23 protein-coding genes and 1 pseudogene are annotated in these 26,402 nt (G+C 70.2%); 18 read left to right on the top strand and 6 right to left on the bottom strand.

Going from position 1 to position 26,402, the window contains the following annotated elements:
• Positions 1-224: 224 nt before the first annotated feature.
• Positions 225-635, top strand: a complete 411-nt coding sequence (locus AC5P1B_RS29515; protein ID WP_493891008.1) for a PepSY domain-containing protein — start codon at positions 225-227, stop codon at positions 633-635.
• Positions 636-1,095: 460 nt separating this feature from the next.
• Here AC5P1B_RS29515 and AC5P1B_RS29510 read toward each other — a convergent pair whose 3' ends face one another.
• Entirely contained in the window at positions 1,096-1,431 is a 336-nt protein-coding gene (locus tag AC5P1B_RS29510; RefSeq protein ID WP_493891006.1) for a YnfA family protein, read from the bottom strand.
• A gap of 337 nt (positions 1,432-1,768) precedes the next feature.
• Between AC5P1B_RS29510 and AC5P1B_RS29505 the strand changes: the two genes are divergently transcribed.
• Positions 1,769-4,042, top strand: a complete 2,274-nt coding sequence (locus AC5P1B_RS29505) for a family 2 encapsulin nanocompartment cargo protein terpene cyclase (RefSeq protein ID WP_493891005.1) — start codon at positions 1,769-1,771, stop codon at positions 4,040-4,042.
• Positions 4,043-4,180: 138 nt separating this feature from the next.
• Here AC5P1B_RS29505 and AC5P1B_RS29500 read toward each other — a convergent pair whose 3' ends face one another.
• From AC5P1B_RS29500 to AC5P1B_RS29490, 3 genes are all read right to left on the bottom strand, one after another.
• The gene (locus AC5P1B_RS29500; RefSeq protein ID WP_493891004.1) at positions 4,181-5,677 is read right to left on the bottom strand and encodes a carboxylesterase/lipase family protein; all 1,497 of its coding nucleotides are present in this window, start codon (positions 5,675-5,677) and stop codon (positions 4,181-4,183) included.
• 218 nt (positions 5,678-5,895) lie between these two features.
• The gene (locus AC5P1B_RS29495) at positions 5,896-6,777 is read right to left on the bottom strand and encodes an SMP-30/gluconolactonase/LRE family protein (protein ID WP_493891002.1); all 882 of its coding nucleotides are present in this window, start codon (positions 6,775-6,777) and stop codon (positions 5,896-5,898) included.
• A 304-nt stretch (positions 6,778-7,081) separates the two neighbouring features.
• Positions 7,082-7,678 (bottom strand): hypothetical protein, encoded by a 597-nt coding sequence (locus AC5P1B_RS29490; RefSeq protein WP_493891000.1) that lies wholly within the window; start codon positions 7,676-7,678, stop codon positions 7,082-7,084.
• Between the two features lie 274 nt (positions 7,679-7,952).
• Here AC5P1B_RS29490 and hemL point away from each other — a divergent pair, with 274 nt between their 5' ends.
• From hemL to AC5P1B_RS29435, 11 genes are all read left to right on the top strand, one after another.
• Entirely contained in the window at positions 7,953-9,266 is a 1,314-nt protein-coding gene (hemL, locus tag AC5P1B_RS29485) for a glutamate-1-semialdehyde 2,1-aminomutase (protein WP_493890999.1), read from the top strand.
• Positions 9,267-9,274: 8 nt separating this feature from the next.
• Positions 9,275-10,003, top strand: a complete 729-nt coding sequence (locus tag AC5P1B_RS29480; protein ID WP_493890998.1) for a histidine phosphatase family protein — start codon at positions 9,275-9,277, stop codon at positions 10,001-10,003.
• Positions 10,004-10,236: 233 nt separating this feature from the next.
• The gene (locus AC5P1B_RS29475; protein WP_493890997.1) at positions 10,237-11,448 is read left to right on the top strand and encodes a polysaccharide deacetylase family protein; all 1,212 of its coding nucleotides are present in this window, start codon (positions 10,237-10,239) and stop codon (positions 11,446-11,448) included.
• 155 nt (positions 11,449-11,603) lie between these two features.
• The gene (locus AC5P1B_RS29470) at positions 11,604-12,221 is read left to right on the top strand and encodes a TlpA family protein disulfide reductase (RefSeq protein WP_493890996.1); all 618 of its coding nucleotides are present in this window, start codon (positions 11,604-11,606) and stop codon (positions 12,219-12,221) included.
• Positions 12,222-12,231: 10 nt separating this feature from the next.
• A complete protein-coding gene (locus AC5P1B_RS29465; protein ID WP_493890994.1) occupies positions 12,232-12,996 on the top strand; it encodes a cytochrome c biogenesis CcdA family protein in 765 nt (254 codons plus the stop codon).
• A gap of 3 nt (positions 12,997-12,999) precedes the next feature.
• The gene (resB, locus tag AC5P1B_RS29460) at positions 13,000-14,877 is read left to right on the top strand and encodes a cytochrome c biogenesis protein ResB (RefSeq protein WP_493890993.1); all 1,878 of its coding nucleotides are present in this window, start codon (positions 13,000-13,002) and stop codon (positions 14,875-14,877) included.
• Entirely contained in the window at positions 14,874-15,965 is a 1,092-nt protein-coding gene (gene ccsB / locus AC5P1B_RS29455; protein WP_493890992.1) for a c-type cytochrome biogenesis protein CcsB, read from the top strand. Before resB ends, ccsB begins: the two co-directional genes overlap by 4 nt.
• Positions 15,966-16,198: 233 nt before the next feature.
• Positions 16,199-16,720: an ATP-binding protein gene (locus AC5P1B_RS29450; protein WP_493890991.1), complete on the top strand. Its 522-nt coding sequence runs from the start codon at positions 16,199-16,201 to the stop codon at positions 16,718-16,720.
• Positions 16,721-17,252: 532 nt separating this feature from the next.
• Complete coding sequence (locus AC5P1B_RS29445) at positions 17,253-17,942, top strand: RNA polymerase sigma factor (RefSeq protein ID WP_493890989.1); 690 nt, start codon at positions 17,253-17,255, stop codon at positions 17,940-17,942.
• Positions 17,939-18,970: a CU044_5270 family protein gene (locus tag AC5P1B_RS29440; RefSeq protein ID WP_493890987.1), complete on the top strand. Its 1,032-nt coding sequence runs from the start codon at positions 17,939-17,941 to the stop codon at positions 18,968-18,970. Before AC5P1B_RS29445 ends, AC5P1B_RS29440 begins: the two co-directional genes overlap by 4 nt.
• Before the next feature lie 285 nt (positions 18,971-19,255).
• Positions 19,256-21,067, top strand: coding sequence for a CU044_5270 family protein (locus tag AC5P1B_RS29435; RefSeq protein WP_493890985.1), 1,812 nt, complete (start codon positions 19,256-19,258; stop codon positions 21,065-21,067).
• Between the two features lie 146 nt (positions 21,068-21,213).
• Here the strand turns inward: AC5P1B_RS29435 and AC5P1B_RS29430 are convergent, their stop codons facing one another.
• A complete protein-coding gene (locus tag AC5P1B_RS29430; RefSeq protein ID WP_493890984.1) occupies positions 21,214-21,627 on the bottom strand; it encodes a PLD nuclease N-terminal domain-containing protein in 414 nt (137 codons plus the stop codon).
• A gap of 179 nt (positions 21,628-21,806) precedes the next feature.
• Here AC5P1B_RS29430 and AC5P1B_RS29425 point away from each other — a divergent pair, with 179 nt between their 5' ends.
• The 3 genes from AC5P1B_RS29425 to AC5P1B_RS29415 all read left to right on the top strand — a co-directional run bounded on the left by AC5P1B_RS29425 (position 21,807) and on the right by AC5P1B_RS29415 (position 25,099).
• Positions 21,807-23,258: a menaquinone biosynthesis decarboxylase gene (locus AC5P1B_RS29425; RefSeq protein WP_493890982.1), complete on the top strand. Its 1,452-nt coding sequence runs from the start codon at positions 21,807-21,809 to the stop codon at positions 23,256-23,258.
• Positions 23,255-24,181 (top strand): menaquinone biosynthesis prenyltransferase MqnP, encoded by a 927-nt coding sequence (mqnP, locus tag AC5P1B_RS29420; protein ID WP_493890981.1) that lies wholly within the window; start codon positions 23,255-23,257, stop codon positions 24,179-24,181. The genes AC5P1B_RS29425 and mqnP overlap by 4 nt, the downstream gene beginning before the upstream one ends.
• Before the next feature lie 186 nt (positions 24,182-24,367).
• Positions 24,368-25,099: a UbiX family flavin prenyltransferase gene (locus AC5P1B_RS29415; protein WP_493890980.1), complete on the top strand. Its 732-nt coding sequence runs from the start codon at positions 24,368-24,370 to the stop codon at positions 25,097-25,099.
• Positions 25,100-25,203: 104 nt separating this feature from the next.
• Here the strand turns inward: AC5P1B_RS29415 and AC5P1B_RS29410 are convergent, their stop codons facing one another.
• Positions 25,204-25,350, bottom strand: a complete 147-nt coding sequence (locus AC5P1B_RS29410) for a hypothetical protein (protein ID WP_493890979.1) — start codon at positions 25,348-25,350, stop codon at positions 25,204-25,206.
• Between the two features lie 121 nt (positions 25,351-25,471).
• On the opposite strand from AC5P1B_RS29410, the gene AC5P1B_RS29405 reads away from it, so the two are divergent.
• Positions 25,472-25,927, top strand: coding sequence for an Lrp/AsnC family transcriptional regulator (locus AC5P1B_RS29405; protein ID WP_493890978.1), 456 nt, complete (start codon positions 25,472-25,474; stop codon positions 25,925-25,927).
• A 134-nt stretch (positions 25,928-26,061) separates the two neighbouring features.
• Positions 26,062-26,402: pseudogene (locus tag AC5P1B_RS29400) on the top strand (aminofutalosine synthase MqnE); the annotation flags it as partial.

The raw sequence follows: 26,402 nt of genomic DNA, 5'->3' as shown, positions 1-26,402 counted from the left end.
CCGCCCGCAGGATATGACGGGCCCGACGCGGGTCGCACGGGCGTTTCCGCGGCAGCCGCGGCAGCCGCGGCGTGATCGCGGCATGACCGCGACGTGAGGTGCGGGCCGTTCGGGGGAACGGCCGACGCGCCGTGGACCGGATTCTTCCTTTTGAAGGTAAATATGACGATACGTCCGCTAGCGATACCGGACACAGCGAACCCGCTACGTAGGAGAGCAGATCCATGCCCGTGCTCCATACTCGCCGACCAGGTGTTCTGTTCACCGGCGCGGTCGCCGCCGCAGCGCTGTTGGCAGGCACCGCGGCGACGACGGCCACCGCAGACCCGCACTCGAACCACCACCGGGATGGGCACCACAACAGGCACCACAGCCAGCACCACAACAAGTCGAACGGCTGCCACGACAGCGCCAGCAAGCACCACAAGATCCCCATGCGCGCCGCCCTCGACATCGCCGAGCAGACGGTCCGGGGCCAGGCCGACAGCGCCGAGCCCGAGTACCAGAGAATTCAGAAGAGCGACAAGCGCAAGCGCCATGTGTGGGAGGTCGAGGTCAAGCGCAACAAGGTCATCTACGAGGTGCTGATCGACGCCTACAGCGGCTGCGTTCTGTCGGTGATGAAGGACGACTGACCGGGTGCGACTGACCGGACGCGACCGGCAGGAGGCGATCCGCCGGACGTGACCGGTTGGCTGTGACCGGTTGGTTGTGACTGGTTGGGCATGGCCCCGTTGGGCGTGACCAACTGGTTGTAACCAACTGGGCGTGGCCGTCCGGACGGTGACTGATCGGACCTGGCTGGTCGGGAGCGACCGGCCGGGAGACAGTCGATCGGACACTGACCGGAACGCGGACCGGAACACTGATCGGACACCGGGACGACCGATCAGCGTGACCGGTCGGCAAGACCCATCGGAACCACTGACCGGAACCGACTGAGCGGGCGGCTGATCAGGGCGATTGATCAGCCCGCCCGCGGAGGGTGGCCCGCCGCCCAGGTCCAGGCAACTCGTGTCGAAAGGGGACGCGTGCGCCGACCGGTCGGTGGTGACGATGTGCTCAACGCTCCGGGAGCTGAGGTCGCCGGCGGCCTCAGCTCCCGCGCGGCGCGTACATGATGACGGCGACCCCCGCCAGGCAGATGAGCGCCCCGGCGATGTCGAAGCGGTCGGGGCGGTAGCCGTCGGCGACCACGCCCCAGGCGAGCGACCCCGCGACGAACACCCCGCCGTACGCGGCGAGGATGCGCCCGAACTCCGCGTCGGGCTGGAGCGTCGCCACAAACCCGTACGCGCCGAGGGCGATGACCCCGGCGCCGATCCACGCCCACCCCCTGTGGTCCCGCACGCCTTGCCAGACCAGCCACGCACCGCCGATCTCCAGCAGGGCGGCCAGGACGAACAGGGCGATGGAGCGTGCGATGAGCATGACGGAAGGGTAGGACGCCGGTTCCGGGGCGGGACGGGCAGTGGTGCTGGGGGCAGCGGTGTGCGGGGCCGTGGTGGCCGCCGTGCACCGTAGTTATGTGTTTATCTGACTGTTCTTGGGCGGGGGTAGGCGTATCGCGTCGGGGGTAGTGCTGAGGCGTCCGGGGGTGGCTGGAGGGGGGCGCGCCGAAGGAATGCGAACGGAAGACGAACGGATAGCCGCCAGGCCCTTCATGTCGCACTCCTGTACGCATTCACCCGCGCGGGCATGACGCGTTGACTCGCCGTGCGCGAACGCGTCGACCCGCGGCGACTGCTCGACGAAGGGTTGGGGACCGATGGCGCAGCCGTTTGAACTTCCGACGTTCTACATGCCTTATCCGGCACGGCTGAATCCACACGTGGAGGAGGCGCGGGAGCATTGCCGGCAGTGGGCCCACGACATGAACATGCTGGAGGGCTCGGGGATCTGGGACGAAAGCGATCTCGACTCCCATGACTACGCACTGCTTTGCGCCTATACCCACCCCGACACCTCGGGCCCGGCCCTTTCCCTCGTCACCGACTGGTATGTGTGGGTCTTCTTCTTCGACGACTACTTCCTGGCGGAGTTCAAGCGCACACAGGACCGGGAAGGCGGCAAGGAGCATCTGGCCAGGCTGCCCGCGTTCATGCCGATGGACCTGGCCACACCCACCCCGGAGCCGACGAACCCCGTCGAGGCGGGGCTCGCCGATCTGTGGGCCCGTACCGTGCCCAGCATGTCCATGGAATGGCGGGCGCGCTTCGCCGAGAGTACTGAGAACCTGCTCAACGAGTCGCTGTGGGAGCTTTCCAACATCAACGCGGGCCGCGTGCCCAATCCCGTGGAATACATCGAGATGCGCCGTAAGGTCGGCGGCGCTCCGTGGTCGTCCGGGCTGGTCGAATACGCGGCGGGCGCCGAGGTGCCGGAGGCGGTCGTTGGTTCGCGTCCGCTGCGGGTGCTGAAAGACGCGTTCTCCGACGGGGTGCATCTGCGCAACGACCTTTTCTCGTATCAGCGGGAAATCGAGGACGAGGGCGAGCTGAGCAATGGCGTGCTCGTCCTGGAGAACTTCCTGGGCTGTACGACGCAGGAGGCCGCTGATGCCGTGAACGATCTGCTCACCTCCCGGTTGCAGCAGTTCGAGAACACGGCCCTGACCGAGCTGGGCCCGCTCTGCCTGGAAAAGGGCCTCGACCCGAAGTCCTGCACGGATGTGACGGCCTATGTGAAGGGCCTCCAGGACTGGCAGTCGGGCGGGCACGAGTGGCACATGCGCTCAAGCCGCTATATGAACGGCGGCGGGAGTTCCGCGTCGGCCGGCGGCGTGCCCGGTGGCGTGTCCGGGTGGTCGGCCGGCTGGCCTCCCGGGCTGTCGTCCTTCGCGCTCGGCGGGGTCGGCACCTCGGCGGCGGACATCAAGTCGCTCATCGCCGCCACCGGCGCGCAGCGCGTCCGCTCCTTCACCCACGTCCCGTACACGAAGGTCGGCCCTTCACTGCTGCCGGACTTCGAGATGCCGTTCACCACCCGGCTCAGCCCGCATCTGGAGGCCGCGCGCCGCAATGTCGTCGAGTGGGCGGACCGCATGGGGCTGCTCGAAGCGCAGCCCGGCATTCCCGGCTCCGATGTCTGGGACGCCGCCAGGCTCATCGACATCGACCTGCCGCTCTGCGCGGCGGGCATCCATCCGGACGCCACTCCCGAGCAGTTGGACCTGTCCTCGGGCTGGCTGGCCTGGGGCACCTACGGTGACGACTACTACCCCGTGGTCTTCGGGCAGACCCGGGACCTTGTCGGCGCGCGGGTGGCGACCGAGCGGCTTTCGGCCTTCATGCCGGTCGACGGCTCACCCTGCCCCGTCCCGGCGAACGCCCTGGAGCGCGCGCTGGCCGATCTGTGGGCGCGGACGGCGGGACCGATGGCCCCGGAGGCGCGGCGCCAGTTCCGTACGGCCATCGAGACCATGACGTCCAGCTGGCTGTGGGAACTCGCCAACCAGGCGCAGAACCGGATTCCCGACCCGGTGGACTACATCGAGATGCGCCGCAAGACGTTCGGTTCCGATCTGACGATGAGCCTGAGCCGCATCGGCCACGGGAAGCGGGTGCCGCAGGAGATCTACCGCAGCGGGCCGATGCAGTCGCTGGAGAACGCCGCCTCCGACTACGCGTGCCTGCTCAACGACTGCTTCTCGTACCAGAAGGAGATCGAGTACGAGGGGGAGGTCCACAACGGAATCCTCGTCGTCCAGAACTTCTTCGACTGCGACTACCCGACGGCGCTCGGCATCATCCACGACCTGATGACGTCGCGCATGCGGCAGTTCCAGCATGTGGCCGCCAACGAACTGCCGGTCCTTTTCGACGACTACGAACTGTCGGAAGAGGCCCGGGAGGTCCTGAACGGTTATGTGGTGGAACTCCAGAACTGGCTCGCCGGAATCCTCACCTGGCACCGGGGCTGCCACCGGTACACGGAGGCCGACTTGCGGCGCGTCGCGGGCGCGGCGAGCTGGCCCCTGGGCGGCCCCACGGGGCTCGGGACATCGGCGGCGCGCCTGCCCGCGTTCTCGGCCAGGCGCTGAGCGGGCGGCCTGCGCAGCGGCCTGGTCAGGGCGGCGGTCGCGGACAGCGGGAGCCTGGCGGCCAGGAGGGAAGCCTGAGGGCCGGCCAGGAGGGAAGACCGAGGGGCGTGGGCTGTCGGGCCGTGCGCGGCCTGGTGGTCAGCGCACGCCGTCCCACACCGCCCGTTCGGCGCCGTCCGCCTGCTCCGTCGTCCGCCATTGCGGGTCGAGCCGCTGCACCGTCGGTCGTTCGGCGGTGTAGCGGGGCCAGCCCGGGTCGCCGTCGCGGGTGAAGGAGACCCAGGCGTCATGCGTCCGCTTGGCCAGTGCGTGGACCGGCTCGTCGTCGGGGATCAGGCCGAGCGAGTGGAAGTCGACACGGCCCAGGTTGTCGAAGACGAAGGGGAGTTCAAGGCCGTGGCAGGCGCCGAGGCGGCCGTCGAGGGCGGGGGAGGGCCAGCTGAACTCGTACCGCCAGGTCCCGGCCGGGTGTGGGGCGTGCGCGTCGGCGAGGCGGGCGGTCGGGACGGCGAACATGTAGTCGGTGCCGATGGCGGACAGCAGCTCGGCGGGGCCGTCGCCACGGCCCGCCTTCCGGTACGCGTCGATGACGCGGCCGGGCTCGGGGTGCAGCCGGGAGACCAGGGCCGGCAGTACGTCCTCGGTGACGGGCACGTCGGACAGGGTGAGCAGGAACAGGTTCATCTCATCGAGGGTGTTCCCGAGCAGCAGCTCGACGTCGGCCGCCGCGCCCGCCCGGACGTCGTCCAGCGGCTGGCCGCGCACCAGGTCCCCATCGACGACCAGGCCGAGCGGGGTGAGCCCCATCAGCGGATCGCGTGCGCCGTCCACGGTCAGGTCCGGGCGCGTGGCCGAGACCTGTTCCAGCGCGTCGACCAGGTCGCTGTCGGGTACGTCGGCGAATCCAGCGGCCGTGGCGGGGACACCGAGGCGGGCGGCGAGCGCCGCGCTCGTGACCTGGGCCTGGGCGGGGGTGAGCGACTGGGAGCCGCCGCCGCTGGCGCTGATGGCGCGCCGGAACAGGCCGGGCGGGGCGGTGGCGAGAAGCGCGCACACGGTTCCGGCTCCCGCGGACTCGCCGAAGACCGTGATGTTGTCGGGGTCGCCACCGAAGGCGCCGATGTGGTCACGCACCCACCGCAGGCCCAGAAGCTGGTCGTGCAACCCCCGGTTGTCGGGGGCGCCTTCGAGCGAGGCGAACCCGTGGACGCCCAGCCGGTAGTTGAGGGTGACCAGGACGACGCCGTCCTGAGCGAACCGGGTGCCGTCGTACAGCCCGGCATTGCCGCAACCTCGTACGAAGGCGCCACCGTGGACGAACACCAGCACCGGCAGCCGCGAGCCTTCGGTGCCGGGCGTCCACACGTTGGCGGTCAGGTACTCCTCGCCGCGCACCCAGCTGTCGCCCGTGATGTCCTGGAGCGGTGACTGGCCGGGCTCACCGGCCTGCGGGGCGCTCGGCCCGCTCTCCCGCGCGTCGAGTTCGCCCTGCCAGGAGGCTGGTTCGGGGAGCCGGAACCGCCGGGGGCCCGTAGGGCTCGTCGCGTACGGGATTCCGGTGAACACCGTGATCCCCTCCCGGACGCTTCCCCGGATGGTGCCCTGTGCGACGCGGGCGATCGGACCCACTGCCATTGGCTTCTCCCTGGAGCAGCGCGAGGTGGCGGTGACACGGTGACCTGTCTCGGTGGTGAAGCTACGCGGTCTCCGTGATGTGTCAAGAACGCTGACGGAGGCGACGTGAGAGACGGAAGGGGGTGACGTGAGGGAAGGAGGGTGTGGCGTGGGAGATGGAGGGGGCGGTCGCCTCCGCATCCGGGGGCCCCTCGTTGGTCCCGTCCGGCTCCAGCGCCTCAGATGCCCGGCACGTCGACGCGGGCGGTCTCCAGCTTGCTGCGCGGCGCGCCGGTGAGCTTGGCGGGCAGGGAGGTCGGGGCGGTGCAGCAGACGAGCGTGCGGCGGTCGGCGCCGGACAGGGCGACAGCGAAGCAGTTCTGGCTGGTGTGGACGACGTCGGTGACCGTGCCGCCCTCGGTGACCCGGTAGGCCGCGGGGCGGGCGGCCGCGGCGAGCCAGATGCCGCCGTCGGCGTCGGCGCAGATCCCGTCCGGCGCGATGAGCCGCCGACGGGGGAACCGCGCCCAGACGCGGCGGTTGGACAGGCCGCCGTCGGCGGCGACGTCGTACGCGGTGAGCCGCCCGTCCAGTGTCTCGGCGACGACGAAGGTGCCGTCGGGCAGCAGCGCCATGCCGTTGGGGAACTTCAGATCCGAGGCGACCGGGCGCGGTGAGCCGTCGGCGGCCACCAGCGCCAAGCGGGCCCCGGGGATCGGCAGGCCGAGGGCGGCGCGCACGCTGGCGGTGCGGTATCTGCGGTGGAGGTCGAAGCCGAAGTTGCCGACGTACGCGCGGCCTTGATCATCGACGAGCATGTCGTTGGCGTGGAACGTGGCGATCCCGGCCAGCGAGGCGTGCTCGACCAGCGTGCCGTCCGGCTCACGGCGCAGCACCGACCTGTCCACCATCGACACCACGAGCATCCGCCCGTCGGGCAGCCAGCCGATCCCGGACGGCTGCCCGGCCACCTCGAACAGCGTGGAGCGGGCGCCGGAGGCCAGGTCCACCGTGCACACCTGGTGCCCGTGCTGGTCGGAGAAGTAGCACAGGCCGTCGGGCCCGTGCCGGGGCGACTCGGCGAAGCGCAAGCCCTCGACCACGATCTCCGCGCGCGTCATGCGGGCGACTCTAGGGGGAACGGCCGCCCACCGGAACCGTCGCGACGGGGGCGGCGCGCCGGGCTACGGGTGACGCGCCGGAGGCGGCCGCCACCCGGCTCGCGACGCGCCCGCCCGGAGCCGCCCAGCGCACGGCGTCAGCGATCAGTTCAGGACAATGTCAGGACGGCGCCCGACCAGGACGGCGTCAGGACGGCGCCCGACCAGGGCGGCGCCAGGACAGCACTCGGTTCAGCACAGCGCCAGGACAGCGCTCGGTTCAGGACAGCGCCAGGACAGCACTCGTTGCGGACAGCGCCCGGCCTCACGGCCACACCAGGCAGTACGCCTGGTGTCCGGCCTCGTGGAGCCGGTGGGAGAAGTCCTGCCACTCGTGGAGAAGCTGGTAGACCGTGTAGGCGTTCCGGGGGCCGCCGCGGTCCGGGACGGTGGACCAGATGAAGGCGGCGGCGCCGACGGCCTCCTCGCCCACGCCGCGCAGCGGGTCGACGACCGTCATGGGGAGCTTGACGACGGCGTAGTCGGGGTGAAGGACGACCAGCTCCAGCGGGGGCACCTTGTGGAGGGGTATGCCCTCTATGCCGGTGAGGACCATCGCGGCCATCGTCTCCGGCTTGATCTTGGTGAACATGCCGTGGCCGAGCTCGTCGCCGCCGAGCTCTTCCGGGCGCATGGAAATGGGGACGCGGGCCGCCGTCGCTCCGTCGGGCGCGCCGAAGTACTTGTAGGTCACGCCCATGCGGCTGCCTCTGCTGTCGCCGCCGGCTTCGCTCCGCCGGTGTCGGCCAAGCCGCTGGCCCTCTCGGTCTCGTCGGGCCTTCCGGCCCGCCGCATGGGGAACTTCGGGGCGCTCGGGACCCCGGTCATCGGTCCCCTCGCCCAGTTCGCCACCGCGATGCATATCTCCACCCGACCACTGGCGGCCCCGGCCGCGCAACCCGATCATCGTGTCAGAGACCTCCCCCGAGAGGGCGCCGCGAAACGCCCCTCCGCAGGGCCCCATCAGCCTCTGACACCATGGCATGTGTGAGCTATCCGTTCGAAGGCCCAGTTTCGCAGACGAGCGGGGGCTGACGCCCGGTCGAGAGCGAGGAGTTCTTCCGAGCTTTCGCCAGTCGGTGGGCCACGACCGAACGTCGTGGCCTTTCCCTACGTTTCCGCAGGTCAGGACCCAAGTGCCTTTTCCCTATGAAGCCCCAGTCTCGCAGACGCTCTTCGACCGTGCCGCCGATGTCACGCCCGGTGGCGTGAACTCTCCCGTGCGCGCGTTCCGTGCCGTGGGCGGTACGCCCCGGTTCATGGTGTCCGGTACGGGTCCGTACCTCACTGACGCCGATGGCCGGGAATATGTGGACCTCGTGTGCTCGTGGGGGCCGATGATTCTCGGTCACGCGCATCCGGAGGTCATCGCCTCGGTTCAGGCCGCCGTCGCGCGCGGCACCTCCTTCGGCACGCCGGGGGAGGGGGAGGTGGCGCTCGCCGAGGAGATCGTCGCCCGGATCGAGCCGGTCGAGCAGGTGCGTCTGGTGTCGTCGGGCACCGAGGCGACGATGTCGGCGATCCGGCTCGCGCGTGGTTTCACCGGCCGCGCCAAGGTGATCAAGTTCGCGGGCTGCTACCACGGGCATGTGGACGCCCTGCTGGCGGCGGCCGGGTCCGGGGTGGCGACGTTCGGGCTGCCGGACACCCCCGGTGTGACCGGCGCGCAGGCCGGGGAGACCGTCGTCCTGCCGTACAACGACCTGGACGCGGTGCGGGCGGCGTTCGCCGCGCACCCGGGCGAGATCGCGTGTGTGATCACGGAGGCGTCGCCGGGGAACATGGGCGTGGTGCCGCCGCTGCCCGGGTTCAACGCGGGGCTGAAGTCCGTCTGCGAGGAGAACGGCGCGCTGTTCATCTCCGACGAGGTGATGACGGGGTTCCGCGTCTCGAAGGCGGGCTGGTACGGGATCGACGGCGTGCGGCCCGACCTGATGACGTTCGGCAAGGTCATGGGCGGCGGCTTCCCGGCCGCGGCCTTCGGCGGCCGTGCCGACGTGATGGGGCACCTGGCCCCGGCCGGGCCCGTCTACCAGGCAGGGACGCTGTCGGGGAACCCGGTCGCGACGGCCGCCGGGCTCGCGCAGCTGCGGCTGCTGGACGACGCCGCGTACGGGAAGGTCGACGCGGTGTCGCAAGAGGTGCGCGGTCTTGTGACGACCGCGCTCGCCAAGGAGGGTGTCGCGCACCGGCTCCAGGTCGCGGGCAACATGTTCTCGGTCTTCTTCACCGACTCCGACGAGCCCGTGGTGGACTACGCCGGGGCCAAGGCGCAGCAGGCGTACCGCTTCACGCCCTTCTTCCACTCGATGCTCGCGCAGGGCGTCTACCTGCCGCCGTCCGCCTTCGAGTCGTGGTTCGTGTCCACGGCGCACGACGAGCGGGCGATCGAGCGGATCGCCGCCGCGCTGCCGGGGGCGGCGCGGGCCGCCGCCGAGGCGACTGAATGATGGACGGTATGACGAACAGCGAGAGCGGCAGCCGCGGTGGCAGTGACAGCCGCGGTGGCAGTGACAGCGAGACGACCGTCGTGCATCTGATGCGGCACGGCGAGGTGCACAACCCCGACGGTGTGCTTTACGGGCGGCTGCCCGACTACCACCTCTCCGACCTGGGCCGGAGGATGGCCGACCGGGTCGCCGACCACCTCGCGGAGCGGGACGTCACGCATGTGGTGGCGTCTCCGCTGGACCGCGCGCAGGAGACGGCCACGCCGATCGCGAAGGCGCACGGCCTCGATCTGGCCGTCGATGAGCGGCTGATCGAGGCGGACAACGTTTTTCAGGGGAAGACCTTCGGGGTCGGGGACGGCGCGCTGCGCAAGCCCGCCAACTGGAAGTACCTGACGAACCCGTTCCGGCCATCGTGGGGCGAGCCGTACATCGAGCAGGTCGTACGGATGATGGCGGCGCTGGGCGCGGCGCGGGACGCGGCGCGCGGCCATGAGGCGGTGTGTGTGAGCCACCAGCTGCCGATCTGGGTGGTGCGCAGCTTCGTGGAGCGGCGGCGGCTGTGGCACGATCCGCGCAAACGTCAGTGCACGCTGGCTAGTTTGACCACCTTCACCTACCGTGGCGACAAGATTGTCTCGGTCGGCTATTCCGAACCGGCTCTCGATCTGGTCCCGCCGCATCTGCGGGCCGGTGCGAAGCCGGTGAAGGGCGGCTCCAAGGGCGCCGGGGCGTAACCGCGCCGGTACGTGGCGTACGGCGGCCGGCCTGCGGTCGGCGCCGTCCCCGCCATCCGTGACCGCTCCGGGGTGGCGCTGCGTTCGGGCCTGTCACGCTCCGCTGCCGCGCCGTAAAGCCCAGGCCAAAAGTTGAAAAGCAGGGGCGGTTTTCGGAACCCCATCGCCTGTCACGACATCTCACCCGTTGTCCCTATATAGGGATTATTGCGTGGCGAGTGGATGGGGAAGCGATGCGTGACATCAGTCGACGGGGGCTGCTCGGCCTCGGCGCGGGTGCGGGAGCTGCGGCGGCGCTGACCGTCGCGGGCTGCTCGTCCGGTTCGGGCGGCGGACACGGTGGTTCCAGGCCGGACAGCAAGCAGACCACCCAGGGCAAGGCGACGCCCATAGGCGACGGCTCGACCGCCGACACGGGCCCGCAGCCGCACCAGCCGGGCAAGCCGGAGCGCCTTGAACCCGGGCAGCTGCCGCCCCAGTTCGTGATCTTCTCGTGGGACGGTGCGGGGGAGGTCGGCAACGGCCTCTTCTCGCGCTTCCGCAAGCTCGCCGAGGACCACGACGCGAAGATGACCTTCTTCCTGTCCGGCATCTACTGCCTGCCCGAGTCGAAGAAGCACCTCTACCGCCCGCCGAACAACCCCGTCGGCGCCTCCGACATCGGCTACCTCACCGATGAGCACATCAAGGAGACGCTGAAGAACGTGCGGGAGGCGTGGCTTGAGGGCCACGAGATAGGCACCCACTTCAACGGCCACTTCTGCGCGGGCTCCGGCTCCGTGGGCCAGTGGACCCCCGCCCAGTGGCGCTCCGAGATAGACCAGGCCATGTCGTTCGTCACGAAGTGGCGTACGAACACCGGCTTCACCGATCTTGAGCCGCTGCCCTTCGACTACCGCAAGGAACTCATCGGCGGCCGCACCCCCTGCCTGCTGGGCCAGGACAACCTGCTGCCCACCGCGAAGCAGCTCGGCTGGCGCTACGACGCCAGCTCGCCCGGCGGCCGGCAGGTCTGGCCGACGAAGAAGCAGGGCATCTGGGACCTGCCGCTGCAGGCTGTGCCGTTCCCCGGTCACTCCTTCGAGGTGCTCTCGATGGACTACAACATGCTCGCCAACCAGTCGAAGAACTCGACCAAGGGCCCGCCCGCCCGCTACCCGGGCTGGAAGCGCGAGGCGGCCGGCGCGTACATCGCGGGATTCAAGCGCGCCTACGAGACGAACCGGGCCCCGCTGTTCATAGGCAACCACTTCGAGACGTGGAACGGCGGCATCTACATGGACGCCGTCGAGGAGGCGGTCAAGCACATCGCCGACGAGAAGCACAAGGACGTCCGGCTGGTGTCCTTCCGGCAGTTCGTGGACTGGCTGGACGCGCAGGACCCGCAGGTGCTGGCCTCACTGCGCGGCCTCGGGGTCGGGGAGAAGTTCACGGCGAAGCCGTGACGCCCGCGAGGGCCGGGCGGGCCCGGCGGCCGGGGAGGGCCAGAGAGGCGCCGCGGGTGCCGACGGGAATGGCCGGTACCCGCCCCGACCGGGGGTGATGGGCGGCGTGAGGGGGGCGGGGAAGATCCCCGGGGCGCCCATGCGAAACTTTTCACATGAGTGCCTGCCGTGCCCGCCGCCGACGCGCCTCGCGCCGTCGTCTCCCCGTCCTGGCCGCTGGGGCCGCGGCCGCCGCACTGACCCTTACCGCCTGCGGTACGGGCGGGATGTCCGGCGGCTCGTCCGATACGAAGTTCGTGCAGGGCACGGGCGGTGTGAGCACGGTCGCCAAGGGTGACCGGAAGGCCGCGCCGAGTTTGTCCGGCGAGGCGCTGGAAGGCAAGCAGATCAACGTCGACGACTACCGCGGCAAGGTCGTCGTCCTCAACATCTGGGGCTCGTGGTGCTCGCCTTGCCGGGCCGAGACGCCCAATCTGGTGAAGGTCGCCAACCGCACCAAGGACAAGGGCGTCCAGTTCGTCGGCATCAACACCCGGGACACCAACAAGCACAACGCGGTGAAGTTCGAGAAGGAATTCGACGTCCCGTACCCCAGCCTGTACGACCCGATCGGCAAGCTCATGCTGCGATTCCCCAAGGGCAGCCTGAACCCCCAGGCGATCCCGACGACGATCATCCTCGACCGGGACGGCAAGATCGCGGTGCGCGCGCTGACGCCCCTCAGCGAGGAAGCGCTCGACAAGGCGCTCAAGCCGCTGATCGCGGAGAAGTGATCCGCCTGTCATGAGCGTTCTCGCCGCCGCCACCGACCCCAACCAGACCGTCCTCACCGGCGCCCTGCTGCTCGCGCTGCCGGTCGCCGTCCTCGGCGGTCTCGTCTCCTTCTTCTCGCCGTGCGTGCTGCCGCTCGTCCCGGGCTACATGTCGTACGTCACCGGCGTCACCGGCACCGACCTCGGCGAGGCCAAGCGCGGCCGGATGCTCGCCGGTGCCTCCCTGTTCGTCCTCGGCTTCACCGCCGTCTTCGTCTCCGGCGGCGCGCTCTTCGGCAACTTCGGCTGGGAGCTCCAGCAGCACAAGGAGACGATCTCCAAGGTGCTCGGAGCCGTCACCATCCTCCTCGGCCTGTCCTTCATGGGAGTGCTCAAGGGGTTCGGGCAGCGGGAGTTCCGCTTCCACCAGAAGCCCGCCGTGGGACTGGCGGGCGCGCCCGTCCTCGGCGTGCTGTTCGGCATCGGCTGGACGCCGTGTCTGGGCCCCACCCTCACGGCCGTCAACGCGTTGGCGTTCAATGAGGCGAGCGCGGGGCGCGGAGCCCTGCTCACCGCCGCGTACTGCCTGGGCCTCGGCCTGCCGTTCATCCTCGTGGCCGTGGCCTACCGCCGGGCCCTCGGCGCGTTCGGCTGGGTCAAGCGGCACTACGTGTGGGTGATGCGCATCGGCGGTGGGATGCTCGTCGCGCTTGGGCTGCTGCTCATCACGGGAGTCTGGGACCGCATGATGGACGATATGCGGGTCTGGACCTCCAGCTTCAACGTTGGGATCTGATCCATGGCCACCACCGACACCGGCGCCGGCGACGCCGCTGAGGCGACGACCGAGGCGACGACCGGCCCCGGCGCCAGTGACACCGCAGCCAGTGACACAGCAGCCAGTGACACAGCGAGTGGCATCACCGGTGACACCGCCGCGGCCGCCGCCCGCGCCGCCGCGACCGAGGACAGCGATCTCGGCGCCGCCGGAGAGCAGCTGTCGACCGCTCCCGCCGAGGGCCAGGCCGTGCCGGGCTCGTTCGGCGGAGTACGCGCGCCCGGCGCGCTGGGCGCCCTGGCGTGGACCGGCCGCGAGGTCTTCGGCTGGGCCCGGTGGTTCTGGCGGCAGCTGACCTCGATGCGGGTCGCGCTGCTGCTGCTCCTGCTGCTGTCGCTCGGCGCCATCCCCGGTTCGCTGATCCCGCAGACCGGCATCGACCCGGTGAAGGTCGAGGCGTTCAAGGCCAGGCACGAGACGGTGACCCCGCTCTACGAGAAGCTGGGGATGTTCCACGTCTACAGCTCGGTGTGGTTCTCCGCGATCTACATCCTGCTGTTCGTCTCGCTCATCGGCTGCATCGTGCCGCGCACGTGGCAGTTCGTCGGCCAGCTCCGCAGCCGCCCGCCGGGCGCGCCGCGCAGGCTGACCCGGCTGCCCGCGTACACGACGTGGCGTACGGAAGCGGAGCCGGAGCAGGTGCTCACGGCGGCGCGGCAGATCCTCAAGCGGCGCCGTTTCCGGGCCCATGTGGCGGGCGACGCTGTCGCCGCAGAGAAGGGCTTCCTGCGCGAGGTCGGCAACCTCCTCTTCCATATCGCGCTGATCGTGGTGCTGGTGGCGTTCGCCGTCGGGCAGCTATGGAAGTCCGAGGGCGGCAAGCTCATCACCGAGGGCGACCAGGACGGCTTCACCAACAGCCTCACGCAGTACGACGACTTCAAGTCCGGGGCCTTCTTCGACAAGGACAACCTGGAGCCGTTCGGCTTCTCGCTCGAAGACTTCACCGCCCGCTACGAGCGCTCCGGGTCGCAGCGCGGCACCGCCCGCGAGTTCCGCGCCCACGTGAAGTACTGGGAAGGCGCGGACGGCAAGGAGAAGAAGACCGACATCGAGGTGAACGAGCCGCTGGAGATCGCGGGGAACAAGGTCTTCCTGCTCTCCACTGGCTACGCGCCGATCGTCACGGTGCGCGACGGCAAGGGCGACGTCGCGTTCAAGGGCCCGGTGCCCTTCCTCCAGCAGGACGGCAACCTCACCTCGTCCGGCGTGATCAAGGTTCCCGACTACCGGGACAAGAACGGCAAGAAGGAGCAGCTGGGCTTCCAGGGGTTCTTCGTGCCGACCTTCGGCGGCTCGAACGCGAAGACGATGTTCTCGCAGTTCCCCGCCCTGGACTACCCGGTGCTCTTCCTCACCGCGTACCACGGCCGGCTCGGTATCGACGGCGGGCTGCCGCAGAACGTGTACCAGCTCAAGACCGAGAACATGAAGCAGTTCAAGGACGCCGACGGCAAGTCCTTCGCGAAGAAGCTGCTGCCGGGCGAGACCATGACGCTGCCGAACGGGGCCGGATCGCTGAAGTTCGACGGCATCAAGACCTGGGCCAGCTTCCAGATCTCGCACCAGCCGGGCAACGAGCTGGCGCTGGTCGGCGCGGTCGCCGCGCTGGTCGGCCTGGCCGGGTCCCTGTTCATCCAGCGCCGCCGGGTGTGGGTGCGGGCCGTATCCGGCAAGGACGGCACGACCGTCGTCGAAATGGCCGGGCTCGGCCGCAGCGAGTCCGCCAAGCTCCCGGAGGAGCTGGCCGACCTGGCGGTGGCCCTGCAGGCGGACGCACCCGCCGAACCAGAACCGGAATCTGAGTCAACAGATCCTGCCGAAGGAGCGCGCGCGTGAATCTCGCGGCCGCAGCCAACGAGAATTTGGCCAATATCAGCAATGTGCTGATCTATTCGGCCATGGCGGTCTACACCCTGGCCTTCATCGCCTACATCACCGAGTGGGTGTTCGGGAGCCGCAGCAAGGTCGGCCGCACCGCCGCCGCGCTCGCCACCCCGGCGAAGGCCACGGTCTCCACCGTGACCGTCAAGGTCGCGGGGCAGGGCGGCGGCACCGCCGTCCTGGAGCGCCCCAAGGTCGTCACCCGGTCGGTCGCCGGGACCCGTGACGTGCCGGACGGTCCCGGCGCGGCCGGCGGCACCGAGAAGGGCGACCTCTACGGGCGGATCGCCGTCTCGCTGACGGTCCTCGCGGGCCTGCTGCACGTCGGCGGTGTGCTCACCCGCGCCCTGTCGGTGGAGCGCGCCCCGTGGGGCAACATGTACGAGTTCTCCATCACCCTGTCGATGGTGGCGGTCGTCGCGTACGTGATCCTGCTGGCCTGCGGCAAGAACGTCCGCTGGATCGGCCTCCCGCTGGTCACCAGCGCCCTCCTCGACCTGGGCCTGGCCGTCTCCGTCCTCTACACCGACAGCGACCAGCTGGTGCCCGCGCTGGACTCGTACTGGCTGTGGATTCACGTCAGCTGCGCGATCATCTCCGGCGCGGTCCTCTACCTCGGCGCGGTCGCCACGCTCCTCTTCCTCTTCCGCGACCGCTACGAGACCAAGCTGGAGAACCCGGACGGCAAGCAGCCCGGCGCCTTCGCCACCTCGGTCATGGAGCGGCTGCCGTCCTCGGCGACCCTCGACAAGTTCGCCTACCGCATCAACGCGACCGTCTTCCCGCTGTGGACCTTCACCCTCATCGCGGGCGCGATCTGGGCCGAGAAGGCATGGGGCCGCTACTGGGGCTGGGACCCCAAGGAGGTCTGGACGTTCATCACGTGGGTCGCGTACGCCTGCTACCTGCACGCACGCGCCACGGCCGGATGGAAGGGCCGCAAGGCCGCCTACCTGGCGCTCATCGCCTTCGCGTGCTTCCTGTTCAACTACTATGGCGTGAACATCTTCGTGACCGGCAAGCACTCGTACGCCGGAGTCTGAGGCCGGGCTTTCCCGCTTTTGCTCTTTCCGTCTTTCCCTCTTTCCCTCGCGCCGGGCGGGGCTGGGTTTCCCAGCCCCGCCCGGCGCGAGGGTCTGGGACGGAGCGGGCGACTGGGGGCGGGCTTGGGCCATGGCCCACCGTCGTCGCACTCGCCGCTGTCGCCGTCGTTCTCGTCACCGCGTGGCAAACCGGCAGCCCGTGAAACACTGCGCCCCGCGCACGGCATGTTGCCGTGCGCGGGGCTCATTCGTGTGCGTCAGATGTCGTAATCGCCGTTCTTCACACGTCCTATGAACTCGGCATCTACGTGCCCGAACGGAGAACGGATCGCGCCCGCTACCCCTCGCACAGGGCCCAAGTCAAGAACGCGCGTCGCCGAGCTGGGCGGGTCGTTGGCGAGTGGGGCCTGAGTGATGAAACGGCGGCAGACGTGGTCTCGGTGGTTGATGAGCTGGTCGCGAACGCGGTGACACATGCGCGCGTCCCGAAGGGGCGAGAGGTCGGCGACACGCTCCGGCTACTTGACAGCGTGCTCCGCGTGGAGGTGCGCGACGCGGACCAGGCGGAGCCGCGACCGCGAAAGCCTCTCGATCTCATGGAGAGCCCCGATGTGCAGGAGATTACAGAAGGGGGGCGGGGGTTGCTGCTGGTCGAGCTGTTATGCGATCGGTGGGGGTGCTCGTCCGAGGTCATCGGTAAGACCGTTTGGGCAGAGGTCCCCCTTAATTCGAGGGCGGGCGATGCGGAATGTTGATCTGTGACGGCTCGGTCCGCTTCGTGCTGTCAGCCTCCCCGGCGGTCATCGACTACGAAGAGGGGGAAGAACGCGAGCGAGCCTGATGCACCGCCCCGCATCCTTTCTGTCGCCGGGATGGTGGTGCGAGTTCATCACCCGTACCCCGATGTCTGACGACGGGTACGAACAGGTCCGAGTGCGAGCTCGGGGCGCCGAGATCTCCACCCAGGCCATGGTGTGGATGCGTCTTGCCGTTCGCGTTCTGCTGTCCGGGTTCGGTCCACACGACACCGAGCGTGCGTTCCGATGGCTTGACCATGGACAGTGGGAAGCGGTGATGCGGCTCAAGGCCGGCGAACGGTACGCGTTCGCCGCATCCGTGGGTGAGTCCCGCGTCGAGTGGTCTGCCCGTCCTGTGCGCCGGGCAACCACGAGCTCCCGTACTCTCTGGGACGCGGCCTCGCCCCGGGGAGCGCCCAGTCGGCAACCCGCGCGCCGTCTGTGACGCGGGTCACGGGAACGCGCCCGCCCCGAACGGACAGTGCATGGTGTGGAGACGAATCTGCGGACGCGGATCAGCGCCGGTGACCCCCTTGCCTTCGAGCAGGTCTTCGACGAGTACGCGCGCTCCGTCTACAACCATGCCTACCGACTGACAGGCGACTGGTCGACGGCCGAGGACGTGGTGTCGCTGACCTTTCTTGAGGCGTGGCGACGTCGGGACAGAATCGACCCCGACGGCGGCAGTCTGCGGCCGTGGCTGCTGGGCATCGCGACCAACACCGCGCGCAACACGCGCCGCGCCGCCCGGCGGCACTCTGCCGCGATGGCCCGGCTGCCACCCCCGGCCGTCGTACGGGACTTCGCCGACGACGTCGCCGCCCAGATCGACGACACCGACCTGCTGGACACCGTGCGAACGGCACTGGCCTCGCTGCGCCGCCCCGAACGTGAGGTGCTCGCACTGTGCGTGTGGTCCGGCCTGGACTACGCGGCGGCCGCCGAGGCGCTGGGAGTGCCGGTGGGCACCGTACGGTCCCGGCTGTCCCGGGCGCGCAAGAAGCTCGCGCGTGCGGTGGACGGCGCCACGCGCCCGAAGGAGCGTGCCCGTACGGCGGACGGTCAGGCCACCGCGGCGGAACGAGCCGCCGTGACCGGTCGGGAACCGCGTTCCCGCCACGGACAGGTGAGAGGTAGCCGCATCACCGCGGTGAGGCCCACCCAGGAGGGAAACCGATGAACAGCAACCTTCCACCTCTCCCCGAGAGGGACCTTCCGCCGGGCCGTCACGACCTCCTCAAGAAGCACCTGATGAGCGAGATCCGGCAGTCCAGCGAGCCGAAGACGAGCCCAGCGGGCCCCGCCCGCCCCGCCGCCTGGCGCCGCTACCTGCGCCCGGCCGTCGCGGGCCCGGCCATCGCGGGAGCGCTCGCGCTCGCCACCGTCGCCACTCTCACCCTGGCGGACTCCGACGAGGGCGGCACCCGAGTGGGCCGCGACGGCAAAGCGACGTACGCCTTCGCGCCGAACGCGGGCGACGACGAGAAGGCGGGTGCGCCGCAGCTCCTCGACCGCATCGCGACCGTCGCCGAGGAGTCGGAGACGAAGCCCAAGAGCGCGATCAGGGACGACCAGTTCGTCTATGTGGACAGCAAGGTCGCCTGGTCCACGGTCGAGGAGGGCAAGCCGCTCAAGCTCGGCACGCCGCACCGCCGTGAGACGTGGGAGTCCGTGGACGGCACCCGGATGGGGCGGGTCGTCGAGGAGGGCGAGAAGCCGGACGACGCGATGCCGGAGCTCAAGCCCGGCGGGCCCGGCTACGAGCGGGCCACCTACTACCGCCACCTGGAGTCGCTGCCCACCGACCCCGGCAAGATGTACCAGTGGCTGCGTACGAACGGGGTCAAGGGCAGTGGCCAGAACGTGAACCAGGCCGCGTTCGTCCTCGTCGGCGATCTGCTGCGGGAATCGCTGGCACCGGCCGACGTGAGCGCGGCGCTCTACCGCGCGGCGGCGAATATCCCGGGCGTGGTCGTGGTGGAGGACGCGGTGGACGCCGCCGGACGGCGTGGGATCGCGGTCGCCCGGGTCGACGACGACAACCCCGGCCAGCGTGATGAGTGGATCTTCGACAAGAAGACCAAGCAGCTCCTCGGCGAGCGCACCGTGCAGCTGAAGGACGGCCAGGGCGTCAAGGCGGGAACGGTCACCGGCAGCACGGCCATCTTCCAGCGTGCCGTGGTGGACAAGCCCGGCCAGCGCCCGTAGTCCTCCGGAACGCCTTCTCGCGTGCGCGGTGGACGGGGGCCGCGGCGGCGGAACCGTCACCGGTGGGCGTGATGTGGCCGGTCCATGCCGGGGTGCCGGCATGGACCGATCGCGGCAGCGCGACACTGGATGGCGAACCGCGGTCGGCTCCGGACTGGTGGAGGGGGGCCGCGATTCCGTGGCAGGAACTACCAGGAGGGAACCGATGGACGCGATCCGCCGCTCCGCTCGCCTCGCGGGCGGGATACCGTGCCGGTCCGTCATCGGCTCCGCGAGGAGCGTCCGTTGACCGAGACCCATCAGGAGCAGGGGCAGGAAGAGGGGCCGGGAGGGGGGCCGGGAGAGGAAGCCCGGCGCGTACCGGAGCAGGCTGGACCCGCCCGGCGGGGGAAGCCCGCGCGAGCGCGGGAGCGCGGGGAGACGGCTGGGCGCGAGCCCGGTGGGGGAGCGCCCGCGGCAGGTGACTGCGCGGGACGCGAGCCCGCGGTGGGCGAGCCCGTGGCACGCGCGGCCGAGGGGGAAGCGTCTGAGGGCTCGTCCGAGGGCTTGGACGACCTCCAGCGTGACGGACCCCCGGCGGGACCACGAAGACGCTGGCTCGGCCCCGAGTTCGCCGGGCCCGCCGTGGCGCTCGCCATGGTGTTCGCCGTCATCATGGTCATCACCCGGTCGACGACCGACGGTTCGGGCGAGCCGCGCCCCAAGCGCCAGGAACTGCGCCAGGGACCGGCGGCCAGCACGACCTTCGCGCCCGGCGCGCACGGAGGCGGCGACGAGAAGGGCGGGGCGCCACGCCTGCTCGCGCGCATCGCGGCGGCCGCGGATAAAGCGCCCTCGGTGGCCCCACGCGACGGCGAGTTCACGTACGTGCGCTCAACGAGCGCGTCCATGGCCGAATCGAGCGACGAAACCGTCTGTACGTTCATGGAGCCCGCTCAACAGCGGCAGCTATGGCGCTCGGTGGACGGCACCGAGCCGGGGCTGCTGCGCAGCGACCAGTACCCCGGCGAGCGGATCAGGCTGGACCCCGAGGGGCCGGGCCCCACCTCCACGGCCTACCGCCATCTGCAGAAGCTGCCCCGTGACCCCCGCACACTGCTGCGGTCGCTGTACGCGGCCGACCTCGACGGCAGGCCCGATGACCAGCGGGTGTTCAGCGCCGTCGGCGACCTCATCAGTGAGACGCTGCTGCCGCCCGCGACGGAGTCCGCGTTGTACCGGGCGGTCGCGCGCATCCCCGGAGTGGTCGTCATCAACGACGCGGTGGACGCCATGGGGCGGCGCGGGGTCGCCGTCGCACGGGTCGATGACCGGACCGGGGAGCGCGAGGAGTGGATCTTCGACCACAAGAACCTGGAATTCCTCGGCGTACGGGTCGTCATCGTCGACCCGGAGAAGGCACCCAACACCGCCAGGGAGAACTGCGACGCGCCCGCCGCCGGAGCCGTGACCAGCACCAGCGCGATAGCCGAGCGCGGCGTGGTCGGCTCGGCGGGCCAGCGCCCCACGAAGGCCGAACGGCTGCCGGAGCGGAAGCCGGAACCGCGGCAGCGCGTCCAGCAGCAGCGGTACGAGCTCAGGAAGGAACGGCAGGAGGAGCGGTACGAGCGCCGGAAGGACCGCCAAGAAAGGAAGCAGCAGCGGAAGCGGAGCATGACCCAGCGGGCCGGACCTCACTCCGGACCCCACTCGGGGCCCCACTCCGGACCCCAGCCCGGACAGCGGGGCGAGCCACGTGACAGGCCGCATGCCGAGCCGCATGCCGGGCCACCGGCGCAACCACGCCCTGGCCCAGGAGCCGGACCGCACGCCGAGCGACACGCCCATCCGGGACCGGGATCACGACCGGGACCGGGACCGGCATCAGGACGGACCCCGGGACCGGCACCGGGACCGGCGTCGGGACTGAAACCGGGACCGAAGTCAGGACCAGGGTCGGAGTCAGCACCGGGGCCCAAGTCAGCACCGGGGCCGGCATCAGCACTGGGGCCGCGATCGGCGCCGGGGCCAAGCTCAGAACTCGGCCCCGGGCCGGGGCCGACGTCAGGAGCCGGGCCGGCATCAGAAGCCATCAGCAGCGGAGTCACGGCCGGGTGAACACCGTGCGGCCGTGCCCGGCGGATCGTCTGGGGGATCGTGCGGAGGGGAGAGCGGGGCCCTGTGCGTGCGGCGCGGCCTGCGGGTGCGTCGTGGCTGGTCGCGCAGTTCCCCGCGCCCCTGGCTGCGCGGCTGACGCCAAGGCGTCAGCCGCGGGTCGGCCCCGAGCCGTCCTGTCCCTTGCCGCCCTTGCCGCCTTCGGGCCCCTCGGGGCCCTCGTCGTCGCCCCGATCGGGGTCCTTCTTGTCCTGCTCGGGGGTGCCGGGCTTGTCCTCACGTAGGGACTTCAGGAACTCCGGGTTGTCGTCGGGCGCGACCCAGCCGCCGCCCCGGCGGCCACCGGGGCGCACGCCGAAGCCGCCGCCCGCGGCCGTCTTGCGGGGCCTGCCCACGACCAGCCAGGCGATGGGCCCGAGCAGCACCTGTCCGAAAAGCAGGACGATGATGACCCACGCCACCTTCGGCAGCTTGCGCACCTCTTTTTCCGGGGTGTTCAGGCAGTCGATGAAGGCGTAGATCCACAGCGCCAGGACCAGCAGGAACGGCAGATACCTGAGCATGCTGGGAGGCCCCCTGAAGTACGCGGAGTCACATCTGGTGTCCTGGGCGGAAGGCCCGGTGACGGGTCCAGGGTAGACCGCTCGGGCTGCGGGGAGCGCCCCGTGCCGCGGAGGCCGCCGACGGGCGCGGCGCGTGCCCGGCTGCGAGCGGGGGTAACGCGTGTCGGATACTTGACCGTATGGCTTATGACGATCTTCGCTCGTTTCTGCGGGCGCTGGAGCGCGACGGTGACCTCAAGCGCATAAAGGCCGAAGTCGACCCGTATCTGGAAGTCGGCGAGATCGTCGACCGGGTGCAGAAGGCCGGTGGTCCCGCGCTGCTCTTCGAGAACGTGAAGGGCTCGGCGATGCCGCTGGCCATGAATGTCTTCGGCACCGACCGCAGGCTTCTGAAGGCACTCGGGCTGAAGTCGTACGGCGACATCAGCGAGAAGATCGGCGGCTTGCTGAAGCCCGAGCTGCCGCACGGCTTCGTCGGGGTGCGCGAGGCGTTCGGGAAGCTCGCGGGGATGACCCACGTACCGCCGAGGAAGGTCAAGGAAGCGCCGGTCCAGGAGGTGGTCCTGACCGGGGACGATGTCGATCTCGACCAGCTTCCGGCGCTGTTCACGTGGCCCGGCGACGGCGGCTCGTTCTTCAACCTCGGGCTGACGCACACCAAGCACCCCGAGACCGGCATCCGCAATCTGGGGCTCTACCGCCTCCAGCGGCATGACAAGCGCACCATCGGCATGCACTGGCAGATCCACAAGGACAGCCGCAACCACTACCAGGTGGCCGCGCGACGCGGTGAGCGGCTGCCGGTCGCCATCGCCTTCGGTGCTCCGCCCGCTGTGACGTACGCGTCGACGGCGCCGCTGCCCGGCGACATCGACGAGTACCTGTTCGCCGGGTTCGTGCAGGGCAAGCGCGTCGAGATGGTCGACTGCAAGACCGTTCCGCTCCAGGTCCCCGCGCAGGCCGAGGTGGTCATCGAGGGCTGGCTTGAGCCGGGGACGACGCTGCCCGAGGGGCCATTCGGCGACCACACCGGGTTCTACACGCCGCAGGAGGACTTCCCCGCGCTGACCATCGACTGCGTCACGATGCGCAAGCGCCCGCTGATCCAGTCGATCGTCGTCGGCCGTCCGCCGACGGAGGACGGGCCGCTGGGGCGGGCCACGGAGCGGTTCTTCCTGCCACTGCTCAAGATCATCGTGCCGGACATCGTGGACTACCACCTGCCGGAGTCGGGCGGCTTCCACAACTGCGCGATCGTCTCGATCGACAAGAAGTACCCGAAGCACGCGCAGAAGGTGATGCACGCCATCTGGGGCGCGCACATGATGTCGCTGACAAAGCTGATCATCGTGGTCGACGCGGACTGCGACGTGCACGACCTGCACGAGGTGTCCTGGCGCGCGCTGGGCAACACCGACTACTCCCGCGACCTGACCGTCGTGGAGGGCCCGGTCGACCACCTCGACCACTCCTCGTACCAGCAGTTCTGGGGCGGCAAGGCGGGCATCGACGCGACCGCGAAGCTGCCCGAAGAGGGCTACACCCGGGACGGCGGCTGGCCCGAGATGGTCGTCTCCGACCCGGCGACATCCGAACGGGTGACGCGGCGCTGGAAGGAGTACGGCCTGTGAGCGGCGAGGCCGCCGTAGGCGAAGGCAGCGCGGGGGCGGCTCCCCGCCCGCGTGGGCGGGTGTCGGTGTTCCTGCGCCTGGTGATCATCGAGCACTCGGTCTTCGCGCTGCCGTTCGCGTACATCGCCGCGCTGACCGCGATGTACGAGCGGGACGAGAACATCCACTGGGGGGTGCTGCTCCTGGTGACGCTGGCGATGGTGGGCCTGCGGACGTTCGCGATGGCCGCGAACCGGATCATCGACCGCGAGATAGACGCCCGCAATCCCCGGACGGCGGGCCGTGAGCTGGTCACCGGCGCCATGTCGGTGCGGGCGGCGTGCGGCGGCGCCCTGGTCGCGCTGGCCGTCTTCCTCGGTGCCGCCGCGCTGCTGAACCCGCTGTGCCTGATGCTCGCCCCGGTCGCGGTGGTGCCGATGGTCGTCTATCCGTACGGGAAGCGGTTCACGGACTTCCCGCACGCCATCCTCGGGCTCGCGCAGGCGATGGGGCCGGTCGGCGCGTGGATCGCGGTCACCGGGGAGTGGTCGGGGGACGCGGTGATCCTCGGGCTCGCCGTCGGCGTCTGGATCGGCGGCTTCGACCTGATCTTCGGCTCGCAGGACGTGGCGGCCGACCGGGCGCACGGGGTGAAGTCGGTCCCGGCCAGGTTCGGGGTGCCCGCCGCGCTGTACGGGGCGCGCGGCTGCCATGTCGTGACGATGGGGCTGCTGGTCTGGTACGCGCTGGCGACGGACGCGGGCGCGTTCTTCTGGGGCGGGCTCGCCGTGGTGGCCGTGGCGTTCGTCTACGAGCACACGATCGTCAGGCCGCATGACCTGTCCCGGCTCGACCGGGCCTTCTTCACGGTCAACGGTGTGATCGGCATCTGCCTGTTCGTCTGCACGCTGGCCGATCTGTTCGCGCGCGGACTCACGGTGTGACCCGAGGGGTGCGCGCCCGGCGGCCGGGTGACCCGATGGTGTGAGCGGCGGGGCGTCGGTCCCGCCCGCGCACCGGGGTCCGGGGCGGGTGCGGCCAAGGACGGTTCAGCGGGCAGGTGTGGCGCTCGCGGGGGTTGTCGGACAACACCCGGAACCCGGCGCCGGGGTGCCGGATAGGCTCGGTCTGTGGAAAGACTCCAACCCGCACCTCAGCGCCGTCCCTGGCTCGTGGGTGTGTCCGGCGCCTCGGGCACTCCGTACGCGGCCTCGGTGCTGCGCGCGTTGCTCAGCGCGGGCGAGGCCGTTGACCTGGTGGTCAGCAGGGCCGCCCGGCTGACGCTGCTCGACGAGACAGGCATTTCCTTCCGCGACGCGCACTGGCGGGAGGACCTGGGCCGCTGGCTGGCGCGCGGCGCCGACGGCACCGAGGACGCGTTCGACGTGGACACCTCGGTCGCCGACCTGCGGTACTGGGCGGCCGGGGACCTGGCGGCCGGGCCGTCGTCAGGTTCGTATCCGGCGCGGGGGATGATCATCGTGCCGGCGAGCACGGCGGGCGTGGCCGGGGTGGCGCTCGGGCTTTCGAAGGATCTGCTCCAGCGGGCGGCGAGCGTGACGCTCAAGGAGCGCAGGCCGTTGGTGGTAGCGGTGCGGGAGACGCCGCTGACAGGGCCGACGCTCAAGCACTTGGTGACGCTGGACGAGGCGGGCGCTGTCGTGCTCCCCGCCTCACCGGCGTTCTACGCGGGGGCGACGCACATCCAGGATCTGGTGGACTTCGTCGCCGGGCGGGCGCTCGACGCGGCGGGAGTGCCCCACAAGCTGTACCGCCGATGGGAAGGGGAACTCGGTGGTGCCAGTGGCTCGCGTGGCGCGCACGACCGGCGTGGCGCGGGTGACGCGCGTGGGGAGGTCTAGCGCGGTGCGTCAAAAGCGCCGCCGACCGGGCGGTCAGGCGGCGCTCTGTACGACGCGGATGTCCAGCGCCAGGACACGGGGGCCTCGCGCTGGGACCCGGGCGTCTAGCGCTTCTTGGCGCGCGCGAACCGGGACTTGGCAGCGGTCGGGCGCCGTTCGACGGACTGGTGGGCACGCGAGCGGTTGGCAAGCTCCTGCAGCTCACGCATGCGGGCGTACGCCATCTCGATCGTGTACACGGGGTAGCTCACTCCTGAAGGATCGTCTTTGATCAGCTAATTCGGCTACAGATTTGTAGGGCATCGGGCCCTACATGCCTTAGATTCTACACCTAAACCTGCTGGATCGCAGAACTTTGAAAGGTGCCGTCACATGGACGCGGTGGACAGGCAACTCATCCAGGCCCTACGGGAGAACGGCCGGGCCTCATACGCCGAGCTGGGGCGGCTCGTGGGCCTCTCCGGACCCAGCGTCACGGACCGGATCAACCGCCTTGAGGCGGCCGGAGTCATCACCGGTTACCGCGCCACCGTGGACTCCGCTTCGCTCGGCCTGGGTGTGACCGCCCTCATCGGCATCCAGCTCTCCGACGCGGTGGACCACGAGGACGTGGCGCGGCGGCTGCGGGACCTGGCCGAGATCGAGGACTGCTGGTTCATCGCGGGCGACGACTCGTACATGCTCAAGGTGCGCGCCGGAGACGTGGACGATCTGGAGCGGACCATCCGGCGGCTGTCCGGCACCAAGGGCGTGTCCCGTACGCGCACCACGATCGTGCTCTCCACGAAGTGGGAGAACCGGGTCGGGGAGCTGCCCGAGGACAAGTGAGCGTCCGGCCCGGCCGCCGCGCGGACGGGCCCAGCAGGGGAGCCGGGGTGGGGGCGGAGGGCGGCTGAACAGCGAGGAGTACGCTCGGTAAGCCCGATTGGCAGACGTATGGGAGGCGCCGGATGGCTGCATCGATGGATGTGGGCCTCAAGCGTGAGCTGGAGGAGAAGGTCCACGCCGGGGAGCGGCTCACCCGTGAGGACGGAATCGCTCTCTACAAGTCCGACGACCTGGCCTGGCTGGGCGGTCTGGCGCATGAGGTGCGTACGCGGAAGAACGGCGACGTCGTCCACTTCAACGTCAACCGACACCTCAACATGACCAATGTGTGCACGGCGTCGTGCGCGTACTGCTCCTTCCAGCGCAAGCCGGGGGAGAAGGACGCGTACACGATGCGCATAGAGGAGGCCGTCCGTCTCGCGAAGGCGATGGAGGGCGAGAACCTGACCGAGTTGCACATCGTCAATGGTCTGCA

The sequence above is a fragment of the Streptomyces sp. A01 genome (genome assembly GCF_059026195.1).
This window is presented reverse-complemented; position numbering and strand designations above follow the sequence as displayed.